General features: G+C 73.1%; 26 protein-coding genes. 18 read left to right on the top strand and 8 right to left on the bottom strand.

Annotation, left to right across the window (positions count from 1 at the left end; all coding sequences use genetic code 11):
* Positions 1-80 precede the first annotated feature (80 nt).
* Entirely contained in the window at positions 81-827 is a 747-nt protein-coding gene (locus tag ACTFTM_RS30360) for a hypothetical protein (RefSeq protein ID WP_449563723.1), read from the top strand.
* Positions 828-854: 27 nt separating this feature from the next.
* Here ACTFTM_RS30360 and disA read toward each other — a convergent pair whose 3' ends face one another.
* From disA to ACTFTM_RS30340, 4 genes are all read right to left on the bottom strand, one after another.
* Positions 855-2036 carry a DNA integrity scanning diadenylate cyclase DisA gene (gene disA, locus ACTFTM_RS30355; protein WP_355051000.1) on the bottom strand — a complete coding sequence of 394 codons (1182 nt, stop codon included), beginning with the start codon at positions 2034-2036 and terminating at the stop codon, positions 855-857.
* Positions 2037-2167: 131 nt separating this feature from the next.
* Entirely contained in the window at positions 2168-3625 is a 1458-nt protein-coding gene (gene radA / locus ACTFTM_RS30350; protein WP_449563722.1) for a DNA repair protein RadA, read from the bottom strand.
* A gap of 83 nt (positions 3626-3708) precedes the next feature.
* A complete protein-coding gene (locus ACTFTM_RS30345; RefSeq protein ID WP_449563721.1) occupies positions 3709-4521 on the bottom strand; it encodes a hypothetical protein in 813 nt (270 codons plus the stop codon).
* Between the two features lie 138 nt (positions 4522-4659).
* Positions 4660-5499: a UbiA family prenyltransferase gene (locus ACTFTM_RS30340; RefSeq protein ID WP_449563720.1), complete on the bottom strand. Its 840-nt coding sequence runs from the start codon at positions 5497-5499 to the stop codon at positions 4660-4662.
* A 46-nt stretch (positions 5500-5545) separates the two neighbouring features.
* Here ACTFTM_RS30340 and ACTFTM_RS30335 point away from each other — a divergent pair, with 46 nt between their 5' ends.
* The 4 genes from ACTFTM_RS30335 (at position 5546) to ACTFTM_RS30320 (ending at position 9326) form a co-directional block, all read left to right on the top strand.
* Positions 5546-6307 (top strand): class I SAM-dependent methyltransferase, encoded by a 762-nt coding sequence (locus ACTFTM_RS30335; RefSeq protein ID WP_449563719.1) that lies wholly within the window; start codon positions 5546-5548, stop codon positions 6305-6307.
* Between the two features lie 41 nt (positions 6308-6348).
* Positions 6349-7515, top strand: coding sequence for an acyl-CoA dehydrogenase family protein (locus ACTFTM_RS30330; RefSeq protein WP_449563718.1), 1167 nt, complete (start codon positions 6349-6351; stop codon positions 7513-7515).
* 85 nt (positions 7516-7600) lie between these two features.
* Positions 7601-8659 (top strand): type III polyketide synthase, encoded by a 1059-nt coding sequence (locus ACTFTM_RS30325; RefSeq protein WP_449563717.1) that lies wholly within the window; start codon positions 7601-7603, stop codon positions 8657-8659.
* A 31-nt stretch (positions 8660-8690) separates the two neighbouring features.
* The gene (locus ACTFTM_RS30320) at positions 8691-9326 is read left to right on the top strand and encodes a hypothetical protein (RefSeq protein ID WP_449563716.1); all 636 of its coding nucleotides are present in this window, start codon (positions 8691-8693) and stop codon (positions 9324-9326) included.
* A gap of 62 nt (positions 9327-9388) precedes the next feature.
* Here the strand turns inward: ACTFTM_RS30320 and ACTFTM_RS30315 are convergent, their stop codons facing one another.
* Positions 9389-10066: a hypothetical protein gene (locus ACTFTM_RS30315; protein ID WP_449563715.1), complete on the bottom strand. Its 678-nt coding sequence runs from the start codon at positions 10064-10066 to the stop codon at positions 9389-9391.
* A gap of 329 nt (positions 10067-10395) precedes the next feature.
* Between ACTFTM_RS30315 and ACTFTM_RS30310 the strand changes: the two genes are divergently transcribed.
* The 4 genes from ACTFTM_RS30310 to ACTFTM_RS30295 are packed head-to-tail and all read left to right on the top strand — an operon-like array spanning position 10396 to position 13215.
* On the top strand, positions 10396-10881 hold the full coding sequence (locus ACTFTM_RS30310; RefSeq protein WP_007073334.1) for a CarD family transcriptional regulator: 486 nt from the start codon (positions 10396-10398) through the stop codon (positions 10879-10881).
* Positions 10882-10937: 56 nt separating this feature from the next.
* A complete protein-coding gene (gene ispD, locus ACTFTM_RS30305) occupies positions 10938-11633 on the top strand; it encodes a 2-C-methyl-D-erythritol 4-phosphate cytidylyltransferase (RefSeq protein WP_449563714.1) in 696 nt (231 codons plus the stop codon).
* Positions 11634-11693: 60 nt separating this feature from the next.
* Positions 11694-12176, top strand: coding sequence for a 2-C-methyl-D-erythritol 2,4-cyclodiphosphate synthase (ispF, locus tag ACTFTM_RS30300; protein WP_449563713.1), 483 nt, complete (start codon positions 11694-11696; stop codon positions 12174-12176).
* A gap of 10 nt (positions 12177-12186) precedes the next feature.
* The gene (locus tag ACTFTM_RS30295) at positions 12187-13215 is read left to right on the top strand and encodes a tetratricopeptide repeat protein (RefSeq protein ID WP_449563712.1); all 1029 of its coding nucleotides are present in this window, start codon (positions 12187-12189) and stop codon (positions 13213-13215) included.
* A 151-nt stretch (positions 13216-13366) separates the two neighbouring features.
* Here ACTFTM_RS30295 and ACTFTM_RS30290 read toward each other — a convergent pair whose 3' ends face one another.
* The gene (locus tag ACTFTM_RS30290; protein ID WP_449563711.1) at positions 13367-14533 is read right to left on the bottom strand and encodes a homogentisate 1,2-dioxygenase domain-containing protein; all 1167 of its coding nucleotides are present in this window, start codon (positions 14531-14533) and stop codon (positions 13367-13369) included.
* A 95-nt stretch (positions 14534-14628) separates the two neighbouring features.
* Here ACTFTM_RS30290 and ACTFTM_RS30285 point away from each other — a divergent pair, with 95 nt between their 5' ends.
* The 9 genes from ACTFTM_RS30285 (at position 14629) to ACTFTM_RS30245 (ending at position 21786) form a co-directional block, all read left to right on the top strand.
* Entirely contained in the window at positions 14629-15498 is an 870-nt protein-coding gene (locus ACTFTM_RS30285) for a hypothetical protein (RefSeq protein ID WP_449563710.1), read from the top strand.
* On the top strand, positions 15495-16691 hold the full coding sequence (gene fahA / locus ACTFTM_RS30280; RefSeq protein ID WP_449563709.1) for a fumarylacetoacetase: 1197 nt from the start codon (positions 15495-15497) through the stop codon (positions 16689-16691). The genes ACTFTM_RS30285 and fahA overlap by 4 nt, the downstream gene beginning before the upstream one ends.
* A 154-nt stretch (positions 16692-16845) precedes the next feature.
* Positions 16846-17055, top strand: coding sequence for a DUF397 domain-containing protein (locus tag ACTFTM_RS30275; protein WP_355050986.1), 210 nt, complete (start codon positions 16846-16848; stop codon positions 17053-17055).
* A 133-nt stretch (positions 17056-17188) separates the two neighbouring features.
* Entirely contained in the window at positions 17189-17671 is a 483-nt protein-coding gene (locus tag ACTFTM_RS30270; RefSeq protein WP_449563708.1) for an SRPBCC family protein, read from the top strand.
* An 84-nt stretch (positions 17672-17755) separates the two neighbouring features.
* On the top strand, positions 17756-19012 hold the full coding sequence (locus tag ACTFTM_RS30265) for an outer membrane protein assembly factor BamB family protein (protein WP_449563707.1): 1257 nt from the start codon (positions 17756-17758) through the stop codon (positions 19010-19012).
* An 89-nt stretch (positions 19013-19101) separates the two neighbouring features.
* Positions 19102-19482: an LPXTG cell wall anchor domain-containing protein gene (locus ACTFTM_RS30260; RefSeq protein WP_449563706.1), complete on the top strand. Its 381-nt coding sequence runs from the start codon at positions 19102-19104 to the stop codon at positions 19480-19482.
* Positions 19483-19551: 69 nt separating this feature from the next.
* A complete protein-coding gene (locus ACTFTM_RS30255; RefSeq protein WP_449563705.1) occupies positions 19552-20085 on the top strand; it encodes a hypothetical protein in 534 nt (177 codons plus the stop codon).
* 59 nt (positions 20086-20144) lie between these two features.
* Positions 20145-20687: a hypothetical protein gene (locus tag ACTFTM_RS30250; RefSeq protein ID WP_449563704.1), complete on the top strand. Its 543-nt coding sequence runs from the start codon at positions 20145-20147 to the stop codon at positions 20685-20687.
* 118 nt (positions 20688-20805) lie between these two features.
* Positions 20806-21786: a hypothetical protein gene (locus ACTFTM_RS30245; RefSeq protein ID WP_449563703.1), complete on the top strand. Its 981-nt coding sequence runs from the start codon at positions 20806-20808 to the stop codon at positions 21784-21786.
* Positions 21787-21845: 59 nt separating this feature from the next.
* Here ACTFTM_RS30245 and hisC read toward each other — a convergent pair whose 3' ends face one another.
* The gene (gene hisC / locus ACTFTM_RS30240; RefSeq protein ID WP_449563702.1) at positions 21846-22949 is read right to left on the bottom strand and encodes a histidinol-phosphate transaminase; all 1104 of its coding nucleotides are present in this window, start codon (positions 22947-22949) and stop codon (positions 21846-21848) included.
* Positions 22946-24046: an RDD family protein gene (locus tag ACTFTM_RS30235; protein ID WP_449563701.1), complete on the bottom strand. Its 1101-nt coding sequence runs from the start codon at positions 24044-24046 to the stop codon at positions 22946-22948. The genes hisC and ACTFTM_RS30235 overlap by 4 nt, the downstream gene beginning before the upstream one ends.
* Positions 24047-24071: the final 25 nt, after the last annotated feature.

Genomic DNA, 24071 nt, shown 5'->3' with positions numbered 1-24071 from the left:
GGTTCCGCGCGCCGCCGCGCTGACGCTCCGGCGCGTCGTGACCCGCAGGTGGGTGCGGCGCGACTACGGTGGGGGGCATCATGCGTCTGACGGTCGGCCCCCTGCCACCCGCCGTGTACTGGCGGCGTCGCGCCGTCGTACTCGGAGCGGGGCTTCTCTTCCTGATTGTCCTGCTCTACTCCTGTTCCGGTTCGGGTCGCTCCGGCGGGCAGACGGGGGCGGGAACGACGTCGAGTCCCGGGCCCAGTGGTTCGGTGCTGACCCCGCAGACCGGCGCGCCGCCGGCGTCCGGCTCCCCGGAGCCGAACGCCACGGGCCAGTCCGCCGATCCGAACGCCACGAACGCGAACGCGAACGCCACGGATCCGAGCCCCGAGGTCACCAGCAACGACCCGCCGCCGGGCTCGGCCGCCGGTTCGGGCGACGACGGCACCTGCACGGACGCGGAGATCAGCGTGACGTCGGTGGCGCGGCCCACCTCGGTACAGCGCGGCGCGGTGGTCGACCTGCAACTGAAGATCAAGAACACGTCGGACCGTACGTGCAGTCGTGACGTCGGCGCGGACCTCCAGGAGATCTTCGTCAAGGCCGGCGCCGAGAAGGTGTGGTCGTCCGACACCTGCGGAAAGGTCCAGGGCTCGGACGTGCAGTCGTTCACACCCGGCTTCGAGCGCTCCTACCAGGTGGGCTGGAACGGGCGGGACACCAGCCGGTGCGACAGCGCGGGCCTGGCCGCCGGGCCGTTCGCGCCGGCGGGGACGTACCAGGTGTTCGCCCGGGTCGGCACCAAGTACAGCGGGCCCACCAAGGTCACGATCACCGGCTGAGCCCCGCGCGGCCGGATCGGCCGTGGATCAGACGTACCGCTCGAGGATGGACGCCTCGGCGAGCCGGGACAGGCCCTCGCGGACGCCCCGGGCGCGGGCGTCGCCCACGCCCTCGACGGCCTGCAGGTCCTCGACGGTCGCGCCCAGCAGCCGCTGGAGGCTGCCGAAGTGCAGCACCAGGCGGTCGACCACGGCCACCGGCAGGCGCGGAACCTTGGCCAGCAGCCGGAATCCACGTGGGCTGACGGCGGCGTCCAGCGCGTCCGATGCCGCCGGGTAGCCGATCGCCTTGGCGACCGACACCAGGTCGATCAGCTCGGTGGCGCCCAGCAGATCCAGCTCCACCAGCGCCTCGTCCAGGGTGCGGGACTTCCGGCCGACGGGCAGGTAGTCCCGAATGACAAGCGTGCGGTCGGCGTCGACGCCGGCCATCAGCTCGTCGAGTTGGAGAGCGAGCAGTCGACCATCGGTGCCCAGTTCGACGACGTAACCGGCGATCTCGTCGGCGATCCGGCGGACCATCTCCAGCCGCTGCACCACCGCGACCGCGTCCCGCACGGTGACCAGGTCTTCGATCTCGAGCGCGGAGAGCGTGCCCGAGACCTCGTCCAGCCGGAGCTTGTAGCGCTCAAGGGTGGCCAGCGCCTGGTTGGCCCGGGAGAGGATCGCGGCCGAGTCGTCGAGGACGTGTCGCTGACCGTTGACGTAGAGGCTGATGATCCGCATCGACTGGCTGACCGAGATCACCGGGTAGCCGGTCTGCCGGGCGACCCGCTCGGCGGTGCGGTGCCGGGTGCCCGACTCCTCCGTCGGGATGGACGGGTCGGGCATCAGGTGCACGGCTGCCCGGACGATGCGGGTGCCGTCGCTGGACAGCACCACGGCACCGTCCATCTTGCACAGCTCCCGCACCCGGGTCGCGGAGAACTCGACGTCCAGCGGGAAGCCGCCGGTGCAGAGACCCTCGACGACCTTGTCGTAGCCGAGCACGATGAGCGCGCCGGTGCGACCCCGCAGGATGCGCTCCAACCCGTCGCGCAGCGCGGTGCCGGGCGCCATCAGGGCGAGATTCGCCCGCAGCGGGTCCCCGGCGCCCCCGGCAGCGGCGGTCACGCTCACGCTGATCGGGCGGGCCGGCGAGCCCACGGTGCCGGTGCGGGCCTGGGGCGGCGCTCCGGCAGGCTTGGTGGTATCGCGGTCGATCGGCACGGGCACAGTCTACGGACTGCCGTGCGGTGGGTGCTGTCGTGGTTACTGTGATGTGTCACGATGCAGCCCTTCGAACCGTTTCCACTTGCGGCGATGCTGTCCGTTATCGCCGTTGGCGTCGGCACGCTGAGTTACTCGGCGGACGCGCGGGCCGCGTGGTGCAGGGCGGAGCGTACGTCAGTGACCTCGGTCACGCGCATCTGATCGGGCCCGGCGCCGGTGCTGGCCGGTCCGCAGCCCGGTGGGACCAGCGCCACCTTGAACCCCAGCCGGGCGGCCTCGGCCAGCCGGCGCGGCACCGCCCCGACCCGGCGCACCTCGCCGGTCAACCCCACCTCGCCGATCGCCACGAGATGCGGCGCGATCGCCAGGTTGAGCCCACCGGAGGCGACCGCCAGCGCGACGGCCAGGTCGGCCGCCGGCTCCACCACCCGGATGCCGCCCACGGTGGCCGCGAACACCTCCCGGTCGTGCAGGGTCAACCGCTCGGTACGCCGTTGCAGGACCGCGAGCACCATGGCCAGGCGGGCCGAGTCGAGGCCCGACACCGTACGGCGGGGAGAGCCGGCGACCGTCGCGCCGATCAGGGCCTGTACCTCCGTGACCAGTGCCCGCCGCCCCTCCATCGCCACCGTCACACAGGTGCCGGGCACGGGTTCGGAGTAGCGGGTGAGGAACAGCCCGGACGGATCGGCCAGGCTGCTGATGCCGCCCTCGTGCATCTCGAAGCAGCCCACCTCGTCGGCGGCCCCGAACCGGTTCTTGACGCCGCGCACCAGCCGCAGCGAGGAGTGCTTGTCGCCCTCGAAGTGCAGCACCACGTCGACCAGGTGCTCCAGCACGCGGGGCCCGGCCACCTGGCCGTCCTTGGTGACGTGCCCGACCAGCACGGTCGCGATGCCCCGCTCCTTGGCGACCGACACCAGCGCGGCGGTGACCGCGCGGACCTGTGTCACGCCGCCCGGCACACCCTCGGTGCCGGTGGTCGAGATGGTCTGCACCGAGTCGAGAACGAGCAGGCCCGGCTTGACCGCGTCGAGGTGCCCGAGCACCGCCGCCAGGTCGCTCTCGGCCGCCAGGTAGAGCTGGTCGTGCAGGGTGCCCATCCGCTCGGCGCGCAGCCGGACCTGGCTGACCGACTCTTCCCCGCTGACCACCAGGGACGGGCTGCCGGCGCCCACCGCCCACTGCTGGGCCACGTCGAGCAGGAGGGTCGACTTGCCCACGCCGGGCTCGCCGGCGAGCAGCACGACCGCCCCGGGCACCAGGCCGCCGCCGAGCACCCGGTCCAGTTCGCTCACGCCGGTCGGCCGGGCGCGGGCCGGAGCGGCGCTGATGGTGGCGATCGGTCGGGCCGGCTCGGCCGGCATCCGCGAGCTGACCACCCGCCCGGAGACCGTCGGCCCGGTCAGCGTCGACTCCACCACCGAACCCCACTCGCCGCACTCCGGGCAACGACCCACCCACTTGGGCGGCTGGTGTCCGCAGGCGTCGCACTCGTACGCCGGGCGCGGCTCTCGGGCGGCGGACCGGGCGCGGGGTGCACCGGCCGCGCCGCCACGGCCAGAGGTCGATCGGGAGGTGGTCACATCAGGACGCTAGCTCCCTCGTACGACGAAAACACCCCGGCGTGGTGGTTCCCACGCCGGGGTGTCCGGTACTCCAGATCGGGTCACTCGTGGGTGGTGCCGCCCTCGTTGCCCTCGTAGCCGCCCTCGCGCTCGATGATCGGCGAGGCGGGCGCCGCCGGGGTGAGCGGCACCGCGATCGGCGCCGGGCCGGAGACCGTGTTGCCGTTGCCGAAGTCGAAGGTCACGACGACGTTCTGACCGGAGCGCAGCGCCTCGGTCAGGCCGACGAGCCGGAGCTGCGAGGTGGCCTCCGAGTTGAGCTGGAGGTAGCTCAGCGGACCCAGCTCGATGCGAGCGGGCTGACCCGGCGCGGCCGGGCTGGCGGAACCGGAGGCCCGCGCCGACTCCGGTGCGGACGGGGTCGCCGACGACGAGCCGGTCTCGGACGGGGTCGCGGACGGGCTGGCCGAGCCGGACTCGCTGGTCGACGGGCTGGCCGAACCCGACGGGCTGGCCGAACCCGACGGGCTGGCCGAACCCGACGGGGTGGCGGAGGCCGACTCCGCGGCGGACGGCGTCGGGCTGGCCGAGCCACCCGAGATCAGCACCTCGCGGGCGCTCTGCGTGGTGATGGTGACCGTCACGGGGCTCTTCGAGTCGTTGTAGATCACCGCGTTGAGCGGCGCGTCCTGGCCGGCCCGGTAACCCTCGGTGCCGGGGTAGGTGACCAGCAGGCCACGCACCGAGTAGGCGCCGTTCGGGGTCGTGAGGTTGACGCCCTGGACCGACGGCTCCTTCAACGCCGTCTCGGCGATCTGGCCAGCGCCGCAGCCGGACGCGAGCAGGCTGGTGGCCGCCGCGATTCCGGACAGCAGCAGGGCCGCCCGCCGGGATCGGTTGATCGAGCGCGTCACGTCGGTCCTCCTCGTTACGATCCCCACCCGGGCGCACGCCGGGCGAGGTGGCCATACCCGCGCAGACCGCGCTCCAGGGTAGTTGGAGCTGATCGAGGCCCGCACGGGGACCCGGCAATGCCACCCCGCAGGGTGTCCTCACACCACCCGACCGCTCGCCACCAGCAGCGCGACGTCGATGAGGGCCACCAGCATCACCGCCCGGAAGGCAGCCACCGGCCGCCCGCCGGACCGGGCCGCCGAGCGCCCGGCGTACCAACTCAGTGGTGGCACGACCGCGGCCGTGCCGACCGCCGCGAGCCCGAGGGCCGACGGCGGCCCCGGCGGACCCAGGACCAGGACGGCGGTCGCGGCGAGGAGCAGCCCGGCCGCGGCGGCCCGGCTGCCGGCCGCGCCGAGACGGTGCGGCAGGCCGCGCACGCCCGTGCGGGCGTCGTCGGCGAGGTCGGGCAGGACGTTGGCGAAGTGCGCGCCGGCCCCGAGGCAGGCCGCCGCCGTCAACAGCCAGAGCGGTGGGGCCGGCTCGCCGGGCAGCGCCAGCACCACGAAGCCGGGCAGCGCGCCGAAGGAGACGGCGTACGGCAGGACGGAGAAGACGGTGGCCTTGAGCGGCCAGTCGTAGAGCAGCGCCGAGATCAGGGCGACCGTGAGCCAGAGGGCCGCCCGGGGGTTCGTGGTCAGCGCCAGCAGCGGGCAGGCCAGCGCGGCGGCCGCGGCGGCCCAGGCCGTGACGCGCCGGCCCACCGCGCCGGCGGCGACCGGCTTGTCGGTACGCCCCACAGTGGCGTCCCGTTCGGCGTCCAGCGCGTCGTTGGTCCAGCCGACCGCGAGCTGGCTGGCGAGTACCGCGAGCACCACCGAGACGATTCCCGCCGGCCGGTGCCCCACTCCCCAGGCCAGCAGACCGGACACTGTGGTCACGGCGGCGGCCGGTTCCGGATGGCTCGCTCTGACCAGCCCTAACACCCTCGACGACATAAGGGAAGTCTGGTCGTTACCGAGCAGTCGTGCCACGCTCGGAGCCATGCGAGACGTGGCGTCGACCGCTCAGCGGGTGCTGCCGCGCAACGACCCGCGCCAGTACGACGACCTGGCCGGCGAGTGGTGGCGACCCGATGGCGCGTTCGCGATGCTGCACTGGCTGGCCGAGGCCCGCGCCGCGCTCGTACCGCCGGCGAGGAGTCCGGACGCGGTCCTGGTCGACCTGGGCTGCGGTGCCGGGCTGCTCGCGCCGCACCTGGCCGGCAAGGGCTACCGGCACGTCGGGGTGGACCTGACCCGTTCGGCGCTGGTCCAGGCCGCCGGGCACGGTGTACGTGTGGTGCAGGGTGACGCCACGGCGGTGCCGCTGCCCGACGGGTGCGCGGACGTGGTCTCCGCGGGTGAGCTGCTCGAACATGTGCCGGACTGGCCGCGCGCGGTGGCCGAGGCGTGCCGCCTGCTGCGCCCGGGCGGGTTGCTCGTGCTGGACACGCTCAACGACACGGCGCTGGCCCGGCTGGTCGCGGTGCGGATCGCCGAACGACTGCCGACCGTGCCGCGTGGGATCCACGATCCACGGTTGTTCGTGGACGCCCGGGCGCTGGTGGCCGAGTGTGCCCGGCACGGCGTCGAGCTGCGCCTGCGCGGGATACGACCGCAGGTCGGGGGGCTGCTTGCCTGGCTGGTGCGGCGTGCCCGCACGGCACGGACGCCCGGCGTGCCGTCGACCGGCCGCGCGCCGCGCATCGTGCCGACCCGGTCCACCGCCGTGCTGTACCAGGGCCAGGGGGTCCGCAGAGGATAGTCGGCTCGTGGCGGGGTATGGGACGCCGAGGAGGGAGCGACATGACGGTGCACGCGCTGGAGGCGGCCCGCCGCTTGACGCCGCGGTTCGCCGCGCGGGCGGCGGAGCACGACCGGGACGGCTCCTTCCCGGTCGAGGACTTCCGTGATCTGCGGGAGGCCGGCCTCTTCGGGTTGATGGTTCCGCGTTCTCTCGGTGGCCTGGGCGCGAGCTTCGCGGAGTACACCGCGGTCGCCGCCGAGCTGGCCCGGGGCAACGGCGCGACGGCGCTGGTGTTCAACATGCACGCCTCGGTGACCGGCGCGCTGGGCGCGGTCACCGAGGAGTTGGCCGAGGCCCTCGGCGTGTCGGACGAGGCGCTGGCCGCCCGGGACCGGCTGCTCACCGCCGCTGCCCAGGGCGCCTGGTACGGCGTGGCGATGAGCGAGCGGGGCACCGGCGCCCGCCTCTCGCAGTTGAGCACGGTCTACGAGCCGACCGACGGCGGATGGCACCTCAAGGGCAGCAAGACCTTCTGCTCGGGGGCCGGGCACGCCGACGGCTACCTGGTGGCCGCGCGCAGCTCCACCGACCAGTCGGTGGTGTCGCAGTTCCTGGTGCCGGCCGGTGCCGGCCTGAGCGTCGAGCCGACCTGGGACGCCCTCGGCATGCGCGCCACCTCGTCGCACGACCTGCACCTGGACGTCACCGTGCCCGGCGACCGGCTGCTCGGCGGGGTCGAGGGGTTGGCCCTCGTGATCGCCCAGCTCATGCCGCACTGGCTGGTGGCCAGCTACGCGGCCGTCTACGTGGGGGTGGCCCGGGCGGCCATCGACGCGGCGGCCGAGCACCTCAACGCCCGCAACCTGGCCGGCCTGCCGGCGGTGCGCGCACGGCTGGGCCGGGCGGACGCGGCGACGGCGGCGGCCGAGCTGGCGGTGGCCGAGGCGGCCCGCCGGGTGGACGACGCGCCGGGTGACGCGGAGACCAACCGGTGGGTGTGGCGGGCGAAGCTGCTGGCCGGGACGACGGCCGCCGAGGTGGCGGCGTCGATGCTGGAGGCGGCGGGCACGTCGGCGACCCGGCGCGGTCATCCGTTGGAACGGCTCTACCGGGATGCCCGCTGCGGCTCACTGCACCCGGCCACCTCGGACGTCTGCGCCGACTGGCTGGGCATCGCCGCGTTGGGCGGGGACCCGGACCGCGACGGATCGGCACCGCGTTGGTGAGCGGGTGTCGCGGAAAACGCACGAGGGTGAGGCCGGCCGAGGTGGCCGGTGGGACGGCCAGGGGGAGGACAGCGTCTGACGAGAGGTGGGGATCGTGTCCGTACCAGTGATCGCGGGGCTCGGGACAGCACAGCCGCCGGCCGCTTCGCAGGTCGAGTTGTGGGAGGGGTTCTTCTCCCGACACTTCTCCGGCAGCACGCGGGCGTTGGCCGAGCGGATCTTCGCGAACTCGGGGGTGACCAGACGGCAGGCCGCGGTCAACCCGTTGCTCGAGGACGTCTCGGACTGGCCGACCGAGCGTCGGATGCGTCGCTACCAGGTGGAGGCGCTGCCGCTGGGCAAGGAGGCGGTGGGGCGCGCGTTGACCGCCGCCGGCCTGGACGCCAGCGACGTCGGGATGTTCATCGTCTGTTCCTGCACCGGGTACGCCACCCCGGGGCTGGACATCCTGCTCGCCCGCGACCTGGGCATGGCGGCGGACACCCAGCGCATGTTCGTCGGTCACATGGGCTGCTACGCGGCGCTTCCCGGGCTCGGCGCGGCGAGCGACTTCGTCACCGCCCGGGGTCGACCGGCGTTGCTGCTCTGCGCGGAGCTGACCAGCCTGCACATCCAGCCGTCCACGGCCCGGGTCGACACCCAGCAGATCATCTCGCACGCGCTCTTCTCGGACGCCGCGGTCGCCGCCGTGGTGGTGCCCGGTGGGCGGGGGTACGCGGTGCGCGAGGTGGCCTCGGTCACCGACACCTCGACGGCCGACCACATGACCTGGGACGTCACCGACGCGGGGTTCCGGATGGGGCTGTCGTCGAAGGTCCCGCAGGTCCTCTCCCGGCACGTGCGCGGACTGGTCGACGACCTGTTGGCCCGGCACGGCGGCACCGTCTCCGAGGTGGACGGTTGGGCTGTGCACCCGGGCGGTCCACGGATCCTGAACGTGGTCGAGCGGGAGTTGGCCCTGTCGCCGGAGGCGTTGGCCGCGTCGCGGGCGACGCTCGACGAGCACGGGAACTGCTCGTCGCCGACGGTGCTGCTGATCCTGGACCGGTTGGCTCGTTCGACGCCGCCGCCTCGGCGGGTGGTCATGTTGGCGTTCGGTCCGGGCCTCACCCTGTACGCCGTTCTGCTCGATCGACAGGAGTGAACGCTCACGCCCCGACCGGTACCCTCCGGTGATGGACACGGCGGGAACCGAGCGGCTGCGGTCGGTGGTGCTGGTCGGTACGGCTCTGGCCGCGCTGGCGGTCGGCGGCTGGTGGTGGCGTGCCGCCGCGCCGGCTCCGGTGGCCGGACCGGTGCGCCCGCCGGTGGTCGGGCCCAGCGTCAGCACCGAGATGGAACGTGTCCTGGCCCATGGTCTGCCCGAGGGGCGGGTGACGGTGCAGGTGGACGCGCAGACGGGCGAGGCCGTCCGGGTGGAGCGGCGGCCCTCGCTGGTCGATCCGGAGACGGGCTGGATCATCGACCTCGGCGACGATCAGGGCGTGCTCTCTCCCGGAAGCGATCTGCCCTCGTTCCGCGGCACGATCTGGCGGGAGCAGCGGGAGTTGGCGCCCGGCGAGGAGCGGACCCGGCAGGCGTCCGACGACGGTTCCCGCTATCTGTTCCAGTACCGGTGCACCCGACCCGGCGCGCTGGCGGTGACGAGCACCGGGGCCGAGATCGCCGGCCCGTCGCGCATCGACTGCGACGGCACGCTCGCCTCCGCCCGGGTGCTGCCCGGCGGAGGGCCGTTCCGGGTGTCGCTGTCGGCCGTCGCCGATCAGCCCATCGACGTCGAGGCGCAGCTCGTCGCGCTGCCCCCGTCCTAGGGCATGTGTCAAAGCCCCTGGGCGGCCTGCGACCGGGGACTTTGACGCACGCTCTGGCCCGCTCAGCGGGCCAGGGCGGTCAGGTCGTCCTGGTACGCGTCGACCGGCCCGACACCGGGCAGCACCCGGGTCACCACGCCGGCGCGGTCGACCAGCAGCGCGTTGGCGGCGCCCGGGCCCAGGAACGAGCGCAGGCCGCCGGCGGGGTCGGCGAGCGCGCGGACGCCGTCGACCGGCGACGCGGTCGAGACGGTTCGGCCTTCGGTGACGGTGACCACCGTGACGCTGGCGGGCGCCGCCGCCGTGGCCTCGGCGACGACGTCGGGGCAGCCGCAGTCGTCCACCAGGATGATCATGGCGGGTAGCAGGCCGCGGAGCGGCACGGGCGACTGCCGGGCGTCGACCAGGTCCAGCGCCGGCAGCGCCTGGCCGGTGAGGGACAGCGGTTGCGGGGAGGGCGCCGGAGTGGGCCGTTCGGTGCTCCGGCCGGCGCGGGGCCAGGTCACGGCGAGCAGGCCGGTCAGGGTGGTGAGCACCGCCACCAGCAGGACGAGCAGCGGCAGGGCGAGTGCCCGGCGTCCGGCGTACCCGCCGGTGGCCCGGCGCAGCTCACGGCGCACCTGGGCGGCCTCGCCGGCGAGGGCGGAGGCGTCGTCGGGGACGACGATGCGGCCCCACTCGGGTGGTAGGTCGGGCAGGCCGTCGGGTGGCCCGTGGCCCTCTGCGTCCGGCTTGCCCATCGGACCCCCCAGGAAGCGTCTCGAGAGCGGAGTGTGGCTCGGACTCCAGGGTCCCGCACCGGGGGCACGTCCCGCTACATCTGGGCGCGGTCCCGCACGCCGGGATACCATGGGAGGAGCGCATAGCCCTTGATCTCGACGTTCTGTTCACTCGTATCGGGAAGTCATCCGATCGTCACGGAGCGTGTTTGAACCATCGGTTTGACCGCCTGTCAAGCTGAAGAAATACCTCTCACAGGGCCCCTGAGCTGCGCCAACGGTCAGGACATCGGTGAGACATCGTTGCCTGAGCGTGTTACCCTAGACACAGCGAAAGGGGTTTCGAACCTATGGTTTTCAGTGTCGGCGAGACCGTTGTTTACCCCCACCACGGGGCCGCACTCATCGAGGCAATCGAGACTCGGGTCATCAAGGGCGAGCCTAAGCAATATCTCGTCCTGAGGGTCGCGCAGGGTGACCTGACGGTCCGGGTGCCGGCTGAGAACGCCGAGATCGTGGGCGTTCGCGAGGTGGTCGGCGAAGAGGGCCTCGGTAAGGTCTTCGACGTTCTCCGGGCTCCGCACACCGAGGAGCCGACCAACTGGTCGCGGCGTTACAAGGCCAACTTGGAAAAGCTGGCGTCCGGCAACCCGCTGAAGGTCGCCGAGGTCGTGCGCGACCTGTGGCGTCGGGAGCGGGAGCGGGGCCTCTCCGCAGGCGAGAAGCGGATGCTGGCCAAGGCCCGCGACATTCTCGTCGGCGAGGTCGCGCTGGCTGAGAAGAGCACCAAGGACGAGGCGGAGACGCTGCTCGACAAGGTCCTCACCGAGGCCTAGTCCGCACAGCATCGTCGTACCCACTTCGTAGCGAAGAAACCACCGAGGACCGCGACGTGACCGCGCAGCTCAACCCGCGCGGTGACGTCGCGGTCCTCGTGCCTGCGGCCGGTGCCGGCGTACGCCTCGGTCCCGGCCGCCCCAAGGCGTTGCGACTGCTCGCCGGCGAGCCCCTGCTCGTGCACGCGGTGCGTCGACTCGCCGCCGCCTCGTCGGTCCACACGATCGTGGTCGCCGCGCCCGCGGCCGAGGTGGCGGGCGTCCGTGAGCTGCTCGCCCCGGTGGCGCCCGTGACCGTGGTGGCCGGTGGCGCCGAGCGGCAGGCCTCGGTCGCCGCCGCGCTCGCGGCCGTGCCGGCCGGCCCGACGATCATCCTGGTGCATGACGCCGCCCGTGCGCTGACCCCTCCCGAGTTGGTCGAATCGGTTGCCTCCGCCATCCGGGGCGGCCAGGCTGCCGTGATCCCGGTCCTGCCGGTCGTCGACACGATCAAGGAGGTCGACGCCGACGAGGTGGTGCTGGGCACCGTCGACCGGTCCGCGCTGCGCGCGGTGCAGACCCCGCAGGGCTTCCGTCGGTCCGTGCTGACCGCCGCGCACGCCGCCGCGGGTGATCCGCTCACCGATGATGCCGGCCTGGTCGAGAAGCAGGGCGTCGCGGTGGCCTGTGTGCCCGGTTCGGAGTACGCGCTGAAGATCACCCGTCCGTTCGACCTGGCACTGGCGGAGCACCTGCTCGCCGCCTCCGACTGACCCGCCGGGCACCTCCGCCACGGGCGGGACCGTGACGTCGGTTACGCGTACTCTCGGCTCATGATCGTTCCTCGGGTGGCCATCGGCACCGACGTGCACGCGTTCGAGCCGGGCCGACCGTGCTGGGTGGCCGGCCTGCTCTGGCCGGACCAGGACGGTCTCGCCGGGCACTCGGACGCCGACGTCGCCGCCCACGCCGCCTGCAACGCGCTGCTCTCGGCCGCCGGTCTCGGTGATCTCGGCTCCGCCTTCGGGGTGGGTCAGCCCGAGTGGGCCGGGGCGTCCGGCGTGGCGCTGCTGACCGAGACGGCCCGCCGGGTGCGGGCCGCCGGCTTGGCGATCGGCAACGTGTCCGTGCAGGTCATCGGCAATCGGCCCAAGATCGGCCGCCGGCGGGAGGAGGCCCAGCGGGTGCTCTCCGAGGCCGTCGGCGCACCCGTGACCGTCTCCGCCGCGACCACCGACGGGCTCGGCTTCGCCGGCCGCGAGGAAGGTCTGGCGGGCGTCGCCGTCGCGCTGGTGTACGACGCCCCGGCCGCCTAGGCTCGCCGCGATGTCCACCGATCCCGCCCCCGACCGGTTCGCCGCCGACGGCTACCTCGAACGCGCCCAACTCCTCGCCGAGCTGGGCCGTCACGACGAGGCGGCCGGCGAGTTGACCGAGGGGCTCGCGCTGAAGCCCGCCGACCCGGAAGCCCTCACGATGCTGGCCCGGGTGCATCTCGCCGCCGACCGGCCGGCCGACGCGCTCGCCGCCGCCGACTCGGCCGTGGCCGCCGCGCCGGACGCCCCGCCGGCGCTCGTCGTGCGGGCGATGGCGCTCGTCGACCTGGGCCGGTACGCCGACGCGGCCGCCACCGCCGACCGGCTGCTGGCGCTCGGGCCGGCCGACGCGTACGCCCAGCGCAGCGCTGCGGCGATCCTGGCCGACGCGCGCAACGGCCAGCCGGCGCTGAACGCGGCCTGGCGCGGGGTCGAGCTGGCCCCCCAGGAGCCGCAGGCGCATCTGGTGCTGAGTCTGGTCGCGGCCCGGCTGGAGCTGTTCGACCTGGCCGAACGCGCCTACCGGGAGGCGTTGCGGCTCGACCCCCGCCTCGTCGAGGTCGGGCACGACGTCGGCGTTCTGCGCCTGGAGCAGCGCCGCTGGTCGTCGGCGCTGGAGCAGGTGGCCGAGACGGTGACGTTCGGCCCGAGCCGGATCGACTCCCCACGGACCCTCGCGCACGGCCTGCACCGCCTGGTGTTCTACGGCGCGGGCTGGTCGCTGGTCGCCGCGGTGGTGGTCGCGTTCGCGGCGTCGGCGAGCGACGGGTTCTCGCGGGTCCTGGCGGTGCTCGCCGCCCTGACCGGGGGCGTCGTGGTGTGGCAGCTCGCGGCACGGCTGCCGGGGTTCACCCGGACCGTCCTGCCCACCATGCTGCACGCCGACCGGACGATGGCCCTGGCGATCTACGCGGTGGCGGCGGCGCCGCTGCTGCTGCTCGTGTACGCGGTGGTCGGCTCGCCGTGGCCGCTGGTGCTAGCCATCGTCGCGACGGTGATAGCCGAGTTCGCCGCCTTCACCAGGACAACCGTCCGCTGACCAGGCAACCAACCCAACCCAAGGCGTAACCCCAGAAGATCAACAAGCGTCGTATAGCTCGCCCACGTCAGGTTTTCGCCGGAGCCCGCCCGCGTCGGGATCAAGCCTGACCGCCCAGAGCGGGCGGGCTCCGGCGAAACCCCCACGGCGACTAGACAGAACGCGCCCACGTCCAGGCGTAGGCGTCGTCCTCGCAGGCACGTGCCGCGTCGCACAGGTCGAGGGGGCGGAAGGTGTCGACCATGACAGCCAGCTCGTCGAAGTAGTCCGCGCCGATGGAGCGTTCGGCGGCGCCCGGCTGGGGGCCGTGGGTGAACCCGGAGGGGTGCAGCGAGATCGAGCCCTGCTCGATGCCGGAGCCGCGCCGGGCCTCGTAGTTGCCGCCGGTGTAGAAGAGCATCTCGTCGGAGTCGACGTTGTGGTGGTTGTACGGCACCGGGATCGACTGTGGGTGGTAGTCGACCTTGCGGGGCACGAAGGAGCAGATGACGAAGTTGGGCCCCTGGAAGGTCTGGTGCACCGGCGGGGGCTGGTGGATGCGGCCGGTGATCGGCTCGAAGTCGTGGATGGAGAACGCCCACGGATAGAGGTGGCCGTCCCAGCCCACCACGTCGAACGGGTGGTTCGCGTAGACGTACCTCGTCCAGCCGCGGCGGTGCCGGACCAGGACCTCGATCTCCTCGCCCTCCGCGAGCAGGGGCGTGTCCGGGCCCCGGACGTCGCGTTCGCAGTACGGCGAGTGCTCCAGGAACTGTCCGCGTACGGAGAGGTAACGCTTGGGCGGACCGATGTGCCCGGACGCCTCGACGGCGAGCAGCCGGACGGGCGCGTCGCCGGTGGGGACCAGCCGGTGGATGGTCGAGGTGGGGATGACGACGTAGTCGCCGGCGACCGCGTCCAGGGCCCCGAACGGCGACTCGACCCGCATCGTGCCGGACTCGACGTACAGGCAGTGGTCGCCGGTGGCGTCCCGGAACAGCGGCGACGGCCGGTCGGCGAGGACGTAGCCGATGCGCACGTCGTCGTTGGCGAGCAGGTACTGCCGGCCGAGGATCGGGTCGGCGTCGCCGGCGTCGAGCTTGTGGGTGCGCAGGTGGCGGGGCTTGAGCGGCAGGTTCGGCGTCCGGGCGAACGCGGGCGGGGTGAACTCGTCGGCGGCCAGGATCGCGGTGGGCGCGTGCCGGTGGTAGAGCAGGGACGAGTCGGAGGAGAAGCCTTCCTGACCCATCAGCTCCTCGGCGTAGAGGCTGCCGTCGGGCTGGCGGAACTGGGTGTGGCGCTTGCGCGGCACCTCGCCGACGCTGCGGTAGTACGGCATCTCGCCCTCCCGATATATCCCGTTCACCGGCCGAAGGCGTCCGATAATCGGACGCTGTTGTCCGTTCCTCGTAGCGTCCCGTACATTCTTGTTCCGTGTCAACGCAGGTGCCCGCGCTCCTTCACGGCCTGGTGGACGACGCCGCCGTCTTCCCACCGGGCAGCGCCACGCTGCCCGACGCCCTGACGGCGCACCGCCAGCACCGCGCCGCCTGGTACGCGCGTCTGGTCGGCCCGCTGCTCGTTCCCGCCTCGACCGTCGTGGCCGGCGAACTGAGCGGTCTCGTCGATCCGCACGAGGGCCTGGTGATCGGGTTGATCGGCGACACCGGGATCGCCCGCCTGCCGTTCGCGCTCTCGATCCTGACGCCGGACGGCATCACGGCCCGCCAGATCGAGGTGGCCGTCGCCAAACGGGGCGAGGACCCGCTGCCCGGAATCGCCGAGCTGCTACGGCTGACCGAGACCCTGCCGGGCGTCGAGGCCGTCTACGCCGAGCTGCCGCTGACCTTCGGGCTGATGGGCGCTCTGGACTCGCTCGTCGCGGCCCGGGCCGGCGGTGTGCCGATCGCCGCCAAGTTCCGTACCGGCGGCCTCGCCGCCGAGCTGTTCCCCACCCCGGCCGAGTTGGCGGCGGTGATCTGCGCCTGCCGCGACCGCGCTCTGCCGTTCAAGCTCACCGCCGGACTGCACCAGGCGGTGCGGCACCTCGACCCGGAGACCGGGTTCACCCACCACGGCTACGCGAACGTGCTGGCCGCGACGCTCGCCGCCGGCGACGGGGAGAGCGTGCGGGTGGTGGCCGAGCTGCTGGCCGCGCTCGATCCACGTCCGCTGCTCGAACGCGTCAACGGACGGCTGGACGCGCCGCGCCCGCTCTGGGTCGGCTTCGGCTCGTGCAGCATCCTGGAACCACTTACCGATCTGATCCGGCTGGGGCTGGTGAACGGGGGCTACGACGCATGACCTGGGTGAGCGGCGCTGACGGTTCGCCGTACGGCGTGACGAACCTGCCGTACGGGGTGTTCACCCCAGGCGGGGACGAGCCGCGGATCGGCGTACGGATCGGGTCATGGGTGCTGGACCTGGCCGCAGCGGAGGAAGCCGGGCTCGTGCTGGCCGCAGGCTCGCTGGGCAGCGCCACGCTCAACGACTTCATGGCGCTCGGGCGTCCGCAGTGGACGTCGGTCCGCCAGCGGATCGTGGAGCTGCTCACCGACCCGGAGCACCGGCCGGCGGTCGAACCGCTGCTGGTGCCCCTGGCCGACGTGGAGTTGCTGCTCCCGTTCGAGGTGGCCGACTACGTCGACTTCTACTCCTCGGAGCACCACGCGTCGAACGTCGGGCAGATCTTCCGCCCGGGTCAGCCGCCGCTGCTGCCCAACTGGAAGCACCTGCCGATCGGCTACCACGGCCGCGCGGGGACCGTCGTGGTCTCCGGCACGCCGGTGGTCCGGCCCACCGGGCAGCGGGCGTCCGCCGAGGGTCCGGTGACCGGCCCGTCGGTACGCCTCGACATCGAGGCCGAGGTCGGCTTCGTGGTGGGCGTGCCCAGCGCGTTGGGCGACCGGGTCTCGGTCGACGACTTCGCCGACCACGTCTTCGGCGTGGTGCTGGTCAACGACTGGTCGGCCCGCGACATCCAGGCGTGGGAGTACCAGCCGCTCGGCCCGTTCCTCGGCAAGTCCTTCGCCACCTCGGTCTCGGCCTGGGTGACACCGCTGGAGGCGTTGGCCGACGCCTTCGTACCGGCCCCGGACCAGGACCCGCCGGTCGTCGACTACCTGCGTGACGTGCCGCACCTGGGGCTCGACCTCCGGCTGGCGGTCGAGTGGAACGGCGAACGGGTCAGCGAGCCGCCGTTCGTCGGCATGTACTGGACGCCGGCCCAGCAGCTGGCGCACCTGACCGTCAACGGTGCCTCCCTGCGCACCGGCGACCTGTACGCCTCGGGCACCGTCTCCGGACCGGACCGCTCCCAGGTCGGCTCGTTCCTGGAACTGACGTGGGGTGGGGCCGAGCCGGCCAAGGTCGGCGCCGAGAGCCGTACGTTCCTCGCCGACGGTGACACCGTCACCATCACCGCCACCGCGCCCGGGCCGGACGGCACCACCATCGCCCTGGGAGAGGTCACCGGGACGGTCCAGCCGGCCCGCTGAGGCGTCCGCCGGCGGATCGTCTCATCGACGAGACTCTTGGTCGCACCGTCTGTGCGATCACCACACCCCGTTACCCCGTTGATCACGCGGATCAGTCGCCCCGCCACCCCGTCCGGAGTGGTGGGGCGTCCCGACGCACACGGAGGTAACAACCATGCACGATCTCACCGGAGCGCTCTGGCGCACCAGCAGCCGGTCCAACGACCAAGGGCTCTGCGTGGAGGTGGCGGACAACCTGGTCGACGTGATCGGCCTGGTCGCGGTCCGCGATTCCAAGGACCAGAGCGGCCCCACACTGGCCGTCAGCCCGCCGGGATGGACAGCTTTCGTCGGCGCGATCAGGTCCGGTCGCTTCGAGCGCTGAGCGGCCTCGCACCGGTGAAACGGTGCGACCTGGCCGCCGAAACGGGCAACGTGGCCTCCGGGTGGTGGAAATTCCGTCCGGGGGCCTCGTCCGGTCCGCACCGCGCGTACCGTCGACGGCACGGGAGGGTGGCATGTCGACGGTCGCGGTTACCGGTTTCATCGAGGCGCACGCCGTCGATGTCTGGTGCCTGCTGACCGACCTGTCCGGCCGGTCCACCCGACTGAGCGGTGCCGGCGCGGTCGAGGTGCTGACCCCGGGCCCGTTCGGGCCGGGCACCGCCTGGCGTGAGGAGCGCGCCCAGCCGGGCGGCGGCACTCTCATCGAGGAGTTCCTGGTGGTGGAGGCGCTCGCGCCCCAGCGGCTGGTGCTCTGCTCGTCCGGCGCCGGCGCCGACTACCGGATCACCTGGCGTCTGCGTCCGGGCCGGCGACGCCGACGCCCGCGCACCGTGGTCACGGTCACCCAGGAGGCGGTGCCCACCGAACCGTACGGTCGGGTGGTGGCCCTGCTGCTCGGTGGCCTCGCCGCCCGGGCGGTCGAGGTGGCGCTCCGGCGTGACCTCGCCGACCTGGCCGTCGCGGCCGGCGCTACCGGCTCCCTCGAAGCGGCCTGAGTGGCCGTACCGGGGCTTTGACCCGTACAACCTGACCGGGCTCCGACCCACCGCGCTGGGTAGGGTGCCGGGCGGAGGTGCGGCATGGGGTTCCCGAGGGGCCGGCGACGGCTCGTGCTGGCGGTGGCGGTGCTACTCGCCGTGGCGGCCGTCGCGGTCGTCGTCCACCGGGTGCTCGCGCCTGCCGAGGTGAGTACGCCGGCCCGAGCGGACTATCCGGCGGCCCCCCAGCCCGCGGCCGGTGTGATCGGCCGGCTGCCGGTCGCCCCGTTGATCGTGGACGGGAGGCTGCGGGTGTACGCCGCCCACCGCCAGGTCTATGCCGACCGGCCCGTCGACTGGCGGTACCGCACCACTCCCTACTGGTCGTACCGGCGTTGGCCGGCGGAGCTGACCGGGGTGGTGGCGAGCGGCACCATCGTGGTCAGTCGCTGGTCGGACGGCCGGTTGGTCGCGCTCGACGCGTCCACCGGGCGGGTGCGCTGGCGGGCCGACGGACCGGTGCCCGTCCCCAGCACGGCGGTGGTCCGGCGCGCGGGTGCCGCCACCGTCTGGAACCCGAGCGGTCTCCTCCTCAGCGATCTTCCGGACGGCCGGACCGTGGTTGCCGTCAGCGGAGAGACGCGGGCGAGCGGGATGGAGCTGTCCAGCGGTCGGGAGTTGTGGCGGACCGACCTGCCCGGCGACTGCCGCAGCGACGTCGGCACCACGGCGACCGGGCAGTTGATCGGTCTGGACACCTGCGCCGGGCCGGCCACCATCGAGTTCCGGGACGCCGCGACGGGCCGGGTGGGCGAGCGCTGGCGACCGCCGGGCGGCCCGGACGACCTGGTGGTCACCCCGCTCGGATGTCGTACCGGCCGATCGGGGTGTCTGGCGTTGCGCACAGCCGGTCCGGGTGACGCCGGTGGCCGGGGTTGGCTGTTGGGCGGTGGCGAGCCGCTGGCCGCGCCCTCGCTGGACCCGGCCGGCGTCGTCGTGGTCGGCGAACGGGCTGTCGGCGTCGTCGACGGGGTGGCGGTGGGCAGGTCGGCGCGTACGGGCATCGAGGTGTGGCGTTACGCCGGTCTGGGTCCGGCGCGGGTGCTCGCGGCCCAGCCCGGTCGGGTGCATCTGCTGACCGAGGCGAACGACCTGGTGACGCTCGACCCGATGACCGGGCGTCTGCTGTCCCGCAGCACGCTCAACGTCGGCTCGGACGGCACGGGCTGGGCCCCGGGAGCGGTCTGGGCCGAGGCGGGCTACGTGGCGATGGAACGGGTGCGCGAGCCGGTCGATCCGGACGGCGACGACCAGCGCTACTACCTGACCTCGGAGGCAGTGATCCTGGCTGCCACCTGATCGGGGCACCCGACCCTGAAACTTCCACCATGTTTGACCGCAATAGGTAGGTTTCTCATGGTTCAGGTTCCGGTGGAAGGGGTCGTCGCGTGGGCAACAGAGCAGCCAGGTGGTTGATCGCCGCCACCGCCGGTCTCGTGATCACGGCGCCCATGTTCGCCTCGGGCCATCGGCCGCCGAACGCGTCCGCCGCCGTGCGGGCCGCGCCGTCGGAAGGCACCCGGGTCACCTTCGAGGTGGTGCCGGCATCGCCGACCGCCACTGCGACGCCCCAGCCCACCCCGTCGACACCCCAGCCCACCCCGTCGACACCCCAGCCCACCCGGCATCCGCACAAGCCGACGCCCAGTCACGGCGGGAAGCTGCCGGTGACCGGCTCCGGCGGCGGGTCGATTCTGTTCCTCCTCGCGCTGGGTGTGGCCCTGGTGGCCATCGGTTGGCTCGCCGCCCGGCGCCGCCGACCGAGTTGATGCGGACCGTGGTCAGGTGAGACAACCTGCAGGTCGACAAAACGGACAAAGGGTAATATAGTCTCCGTCGTGCGTTCGATTGTTGTCCCGCTCAGTCTGCTTCTCGCGCTCGGAGGCGCACTGCCCGTCGAGGCCGCGCCGGCTACGCGCACCGTCGAGCTTGCCCTGACGCCGGGCGTCGACATCACCGTGCCCGCCGCCGCCAACCTCGGCAGCGGCTTCGTCGGTGGCGTGCTGACCGGGCAGTTGGGCACGGTGGAGGTGCGTGACCAGCGCGGTAACGTGAATCCGAACCTCTGGGTCGCCACGGTGAGCGCGACGGTCTTCATCACCGGAGGTGGCGGCACCAACCGGACCATCTCGAACGGGCAGGTCTCGTACTGGTCCGGCCCGGCGGTCCAAAGCACCGGCGGCGGCACCCTGGTTCCGGGTCAGCTCACCGCGGCGCAGGCCGTGACCCTGAACGTGACCCGCGAGGCCTTCCGCAAGACCGCCGGCAACGGCAACAACCGGGTGTCGTGGATCCCGACGATCCGCATCGCCGTACCGTCCACTGTGGTGACAGGCGTGTACACCGGAACTATTACCCACTCTGTCGCCTAATGGGTGATCTGTCCGTTATGGCACATGGTGTGTCCTTTATCGTCCGTAATGTCGCTTCCATGAGGAAGCCACTTCTTACCCTGTTCGCCGCCGGGGCCGCAGTGCTGGCTCTGGCGGCGCCCGCCGCGGCAGCGCCGTCCGGCGACACCGTCGTCACGTTCACCATCTCGACCGCGAACCTGGACATCTCGGTGCCACCGTCGGTCAACCTGGGCGCGGCCTTCGCCGGCAGCACCATCCAGGGCCAGCTCGGCAACGTCACCGTGACCGACAGCCGGGCCGCGCTCAGCGCCACCTGGACCGCCACGGTCAGCAGCACCGCGTTCACCACCGGCGGTGGCACCGGCTCGGAGACGATCCTGCCGAACCTGGTCGAGTACTGGTCCGGCCCGGCGATCTCCACGACCGGTACCGGCACCTTCGTCCCGGGCCAGTTGACCTCCGCCGACGCGGTCACCCTGAACCTGCCCCGGGTGGCGTTCAGCAAGACCTCCGGCAGCGGCAACAACTCCGCGACCTGGAACCCGACCCTCCGCATCACGATCCCGCCCAGCGCGGTCGGCGGCACCTACACGGGGGTGATCACCCATTCGGTGGCATGACGTTCTTCGTACTCTCGCCCTGGCGGTGACCCTCGCGGTCACCGCCGGGGCGCCGGCCTTGCCTGCGACGGCGGCCGGGGCGCACTCATTCGCGGGCGCGGCGCCCGAGGACCCGGACATGGTGGAAGCGGACGTCCCCGGCCTCGATCGGGGGGACACGTCACCTCGGCCCTCGGGCAGTCCCACCAACGACGGAAATCCGGCCGCGGTCGGCGTACGGCTGCTCGACGCCCCGGTCAACCGGCGCGACGACACCCGTGCACACAAGTACATCGTCGACCACGTCCACCCCGGCACCACCATCCGGCGGCGCATGGTCGTGGAGAACGTCTCGCCGGTGAAGCGGTCCGTCGACGTCTACCCGGCGGCGGCGGACGTGACCGAGAAGGGCTTCGTGCTCGCGCCCGACCGGACGCCTAACGAGCTCAGCAGTTGGATCGAGGTCGACACGACGCAGGTCAAGCTGGCATCGGAGGACGAGGCCACCGTCTGGGTCACCATCCGGGTGCCGGAGAAGGCCGAGGCCGGCGAACGGTACGCGGTGGTGTGGGCCCAGTCCAGCAGCGGCGACGAGCGGATGGTCGAGCAGATCGCGCGGGCCGGCATCCGCGTCTACCTGTCGGTGGGGCCCGGCGGGGAACCGCCCTCCGGATTCGAGGTGGGCCCGCTCAGCGGCGGTCGGGAGGCGGACGGCACCCCGTTCGTCACGACCGAGGTGCGCAATACCGGTCAACGCGCGCTCGACCTGGCCGGCGAGCTGCGGCTCACCGACGGGCCGAGCGGACTCTCGGCCGGTCCGCTGCGGGCCGAGGCGCGGACGCTCCCGCTGAACGGACGGACGACCGTGCGGGTCAGGCTGGACCGGCAACTACCGGACGGTCCGTGGAAGGCCCGGCTGGACCTGGCCAGCGGGTGGACCAAGCGGACGGCCACCGGCTCGGTCGACTTCGGTCCAGCCGCGGCCGCGACCACCAGGCGCAAGTTCGACAGCGGGGCACTCGTGCTCGGGTCGGGCGTGGCCGGCTCACTGCTGATCCTGCTGCTGTTCGCGGTTTACACCTACCGCCGACGGTTCCGTCAACCGGCGACCGCCGGCTGAGACGCCCGGGGCCGGTCCGTACGGGGTTGACGGACCGGCCCCGGGCAGCAGCACAGCTGTCAGGCGAGCGCCGCCTCCGCGGCCGCCAGGAACGCGTCGTTCTCGGCCGGGGTGCCGATGGTGACCCGGACGCCGTCCCCGGCGAACGGCCGCACAATCACCCCGCGCGACTCGCACGCCTTGCCGAACGGCACGGCCCGGTCGCCGAGCGGCAGCCAGACGAAGTTCGCCTGGCTGGTCGGCACGTCGGGCACGAACTTGCGCAGCGCCTCGGTGACCCGGTCCCGCTCGGCGACGACGAGCGCGCACCGGCGCTCCATCTCTTCGGCCTGTGCCAGCGCCGCGAGCGCGCCGGCCTGGGCGGCCGTGCTCGTGGAGAACGGCGTCACCACCTTGCGGACCGCCGCCGCCACCGTCGGCTGCGCGACCAGCCAGCCGATCCGCAGCCCGGCGAGGCCCCACGCCTTGGACAGCGTGCGCAGCACCGCCACGTTCGGCCGACCGAGGTAGTCCAGGCCGTCCGGCACCTCGGGGTCCGTGACGAACTCCCGGTACGCCTCGTCGATCACCACCAGCACGTCGTCCGGCACCGAGTCGAGGAACCGGTCCAGCTCGGCCCGGCGGACCGCCGTACCGGTGGGGTTGTTCGGGTTGCAGACCAGGATCATCCGGGTCCGGTCGGTCACGGCCGCCGCCATGGCCGCCAGGTCGTGCCCGTGCCCGGCGTCGTTGGCGACCCGCACGCTTGTCGCGCCGCTGGTCGCCGCGATGATCGGGTACGCCTCGAACGACCGCCACGCGTACAGCACCTCGTCACCCGGCAGGCAGGTGGCCCGCACGAGGTGCTCGGCGAGGGCCACCGACCCGCAGCCGGTGGCGATCCGGTCGGCGTCCACCCCGTACCGCTGGGCCAACGCGTCGCGCAGCGCGACCACGCCCATGTCCGGGTACCGGTGCGAGCCGCTGACCGCCTCGGTGACCGCCTCGACAACGCCCGGCAGCGGCCCGTACGGCACCTCGTTGCTGGCGAGCTTGATGGCCTCCGGTAGACCCAGCTCGCGGGCCAGGTCGGCGGGGCTGCGCCCGGGCACGTAGCTGGGCAGCGCGTCCAGGTCGGCGCGGGTCAGTCGCACCGCCGGCTGGTGACGTCCGGGGTCGGTCATGGGGTGTCTCCCGAGGGCTGAGGGTGATCGTCGGTGGCGGGGGGACCGGTGGTGGCGGGAACCTCGACGACCACCGTCAGCGCACGCCTGTCGTGCAGTGCTCGGCGCAGTGGATGGTCGACGAGCGGGGACACGGAGTCGATGAACTGGATCAGCAGGCCGATCCCGAAGCAGGGCCAGAGCAGGGTGAACATGCCCGGCGTCGTCCATCGGCGCAGCGCCCGGCCGAAACCCAACGGCTGGTCGGCCTCGATGGGGACGGCGCGGATCCGCATCACGCGCTTGCCGATGGTCTGCCCGTTGGCGGCCATGGCGGGCACCTCGTACGCCAGCCACAGCGCGGTGGCGATCGCCAGGATCGCCAACTGGAGGAGCCCGGCCTGCTCGCCGATCGGCGGCAGTCCCTCGCTGGAGGTGTTGCCCTCCATCGCACGCGGGTACGCCTCCCGCCAGTACGGCGCCAGCTCTTGCAGCCACCGCCAGACGAACCAGCCGTTGACGAGCACGTTCAGCGCCAAAACCAGAGCGATGTCGATCAGCCGGGCGACGAGTCGCCGCCCGTAACCGGCCAGCCTGAGCCCGTGCGGGCGGGGCTCGGGTGGCCGGCCGGCCCAGCCGGGGACCCAGCCGGGAGGCACGCCCTGCGGACCCCAGCCGGCCGGGGCAGCCTGCGGCCCATAACCGGGCGGGGTGCCCTGTGGGCCGTACCCGGGCGGGGTGCCCTGCGGGCCGTACCCGGGCGGGGTGCCCTGCGGGCCGTACCCGGGCGGGGTGCCCTGCGGACCCCAGCCGGCGGGACCGCCCTGCGGGCCCCAGCCCGGAGGCGGGCCGGCAGGTGGGCCCCAGCGCGGACCCGGGCCGTGTCCCGGTTGCGCTGGCTGGCCAGGGTGCGGCGGCCAGCCCGGCGCGGTCTCCGCCGACGGGGAGCCGGCCGGGGCGGCCGGGGCGACCGGCACGGGGGGCGGCTCGGGCGGGGGCGGGCCGTCGGGCGGGGTCGCGTCGACGGGGATGGGCGCGCCGAGCCAACCCTCGCCGTCCCAGTAGCGACGGGTCTCCGGGTCGGCGGGGTCGACGTACCAGCCGGGCTGCACACTCACGCCGACGCTCCGCTGCCGTACCTGC

Source organism: Micromonospora sp. RB23, from assembly GCF_053585025.1.
Note: the sequence above shows the minus strand (reverse complement) of the source record. Positions and strands in the feature narration are given on the sequence as shown.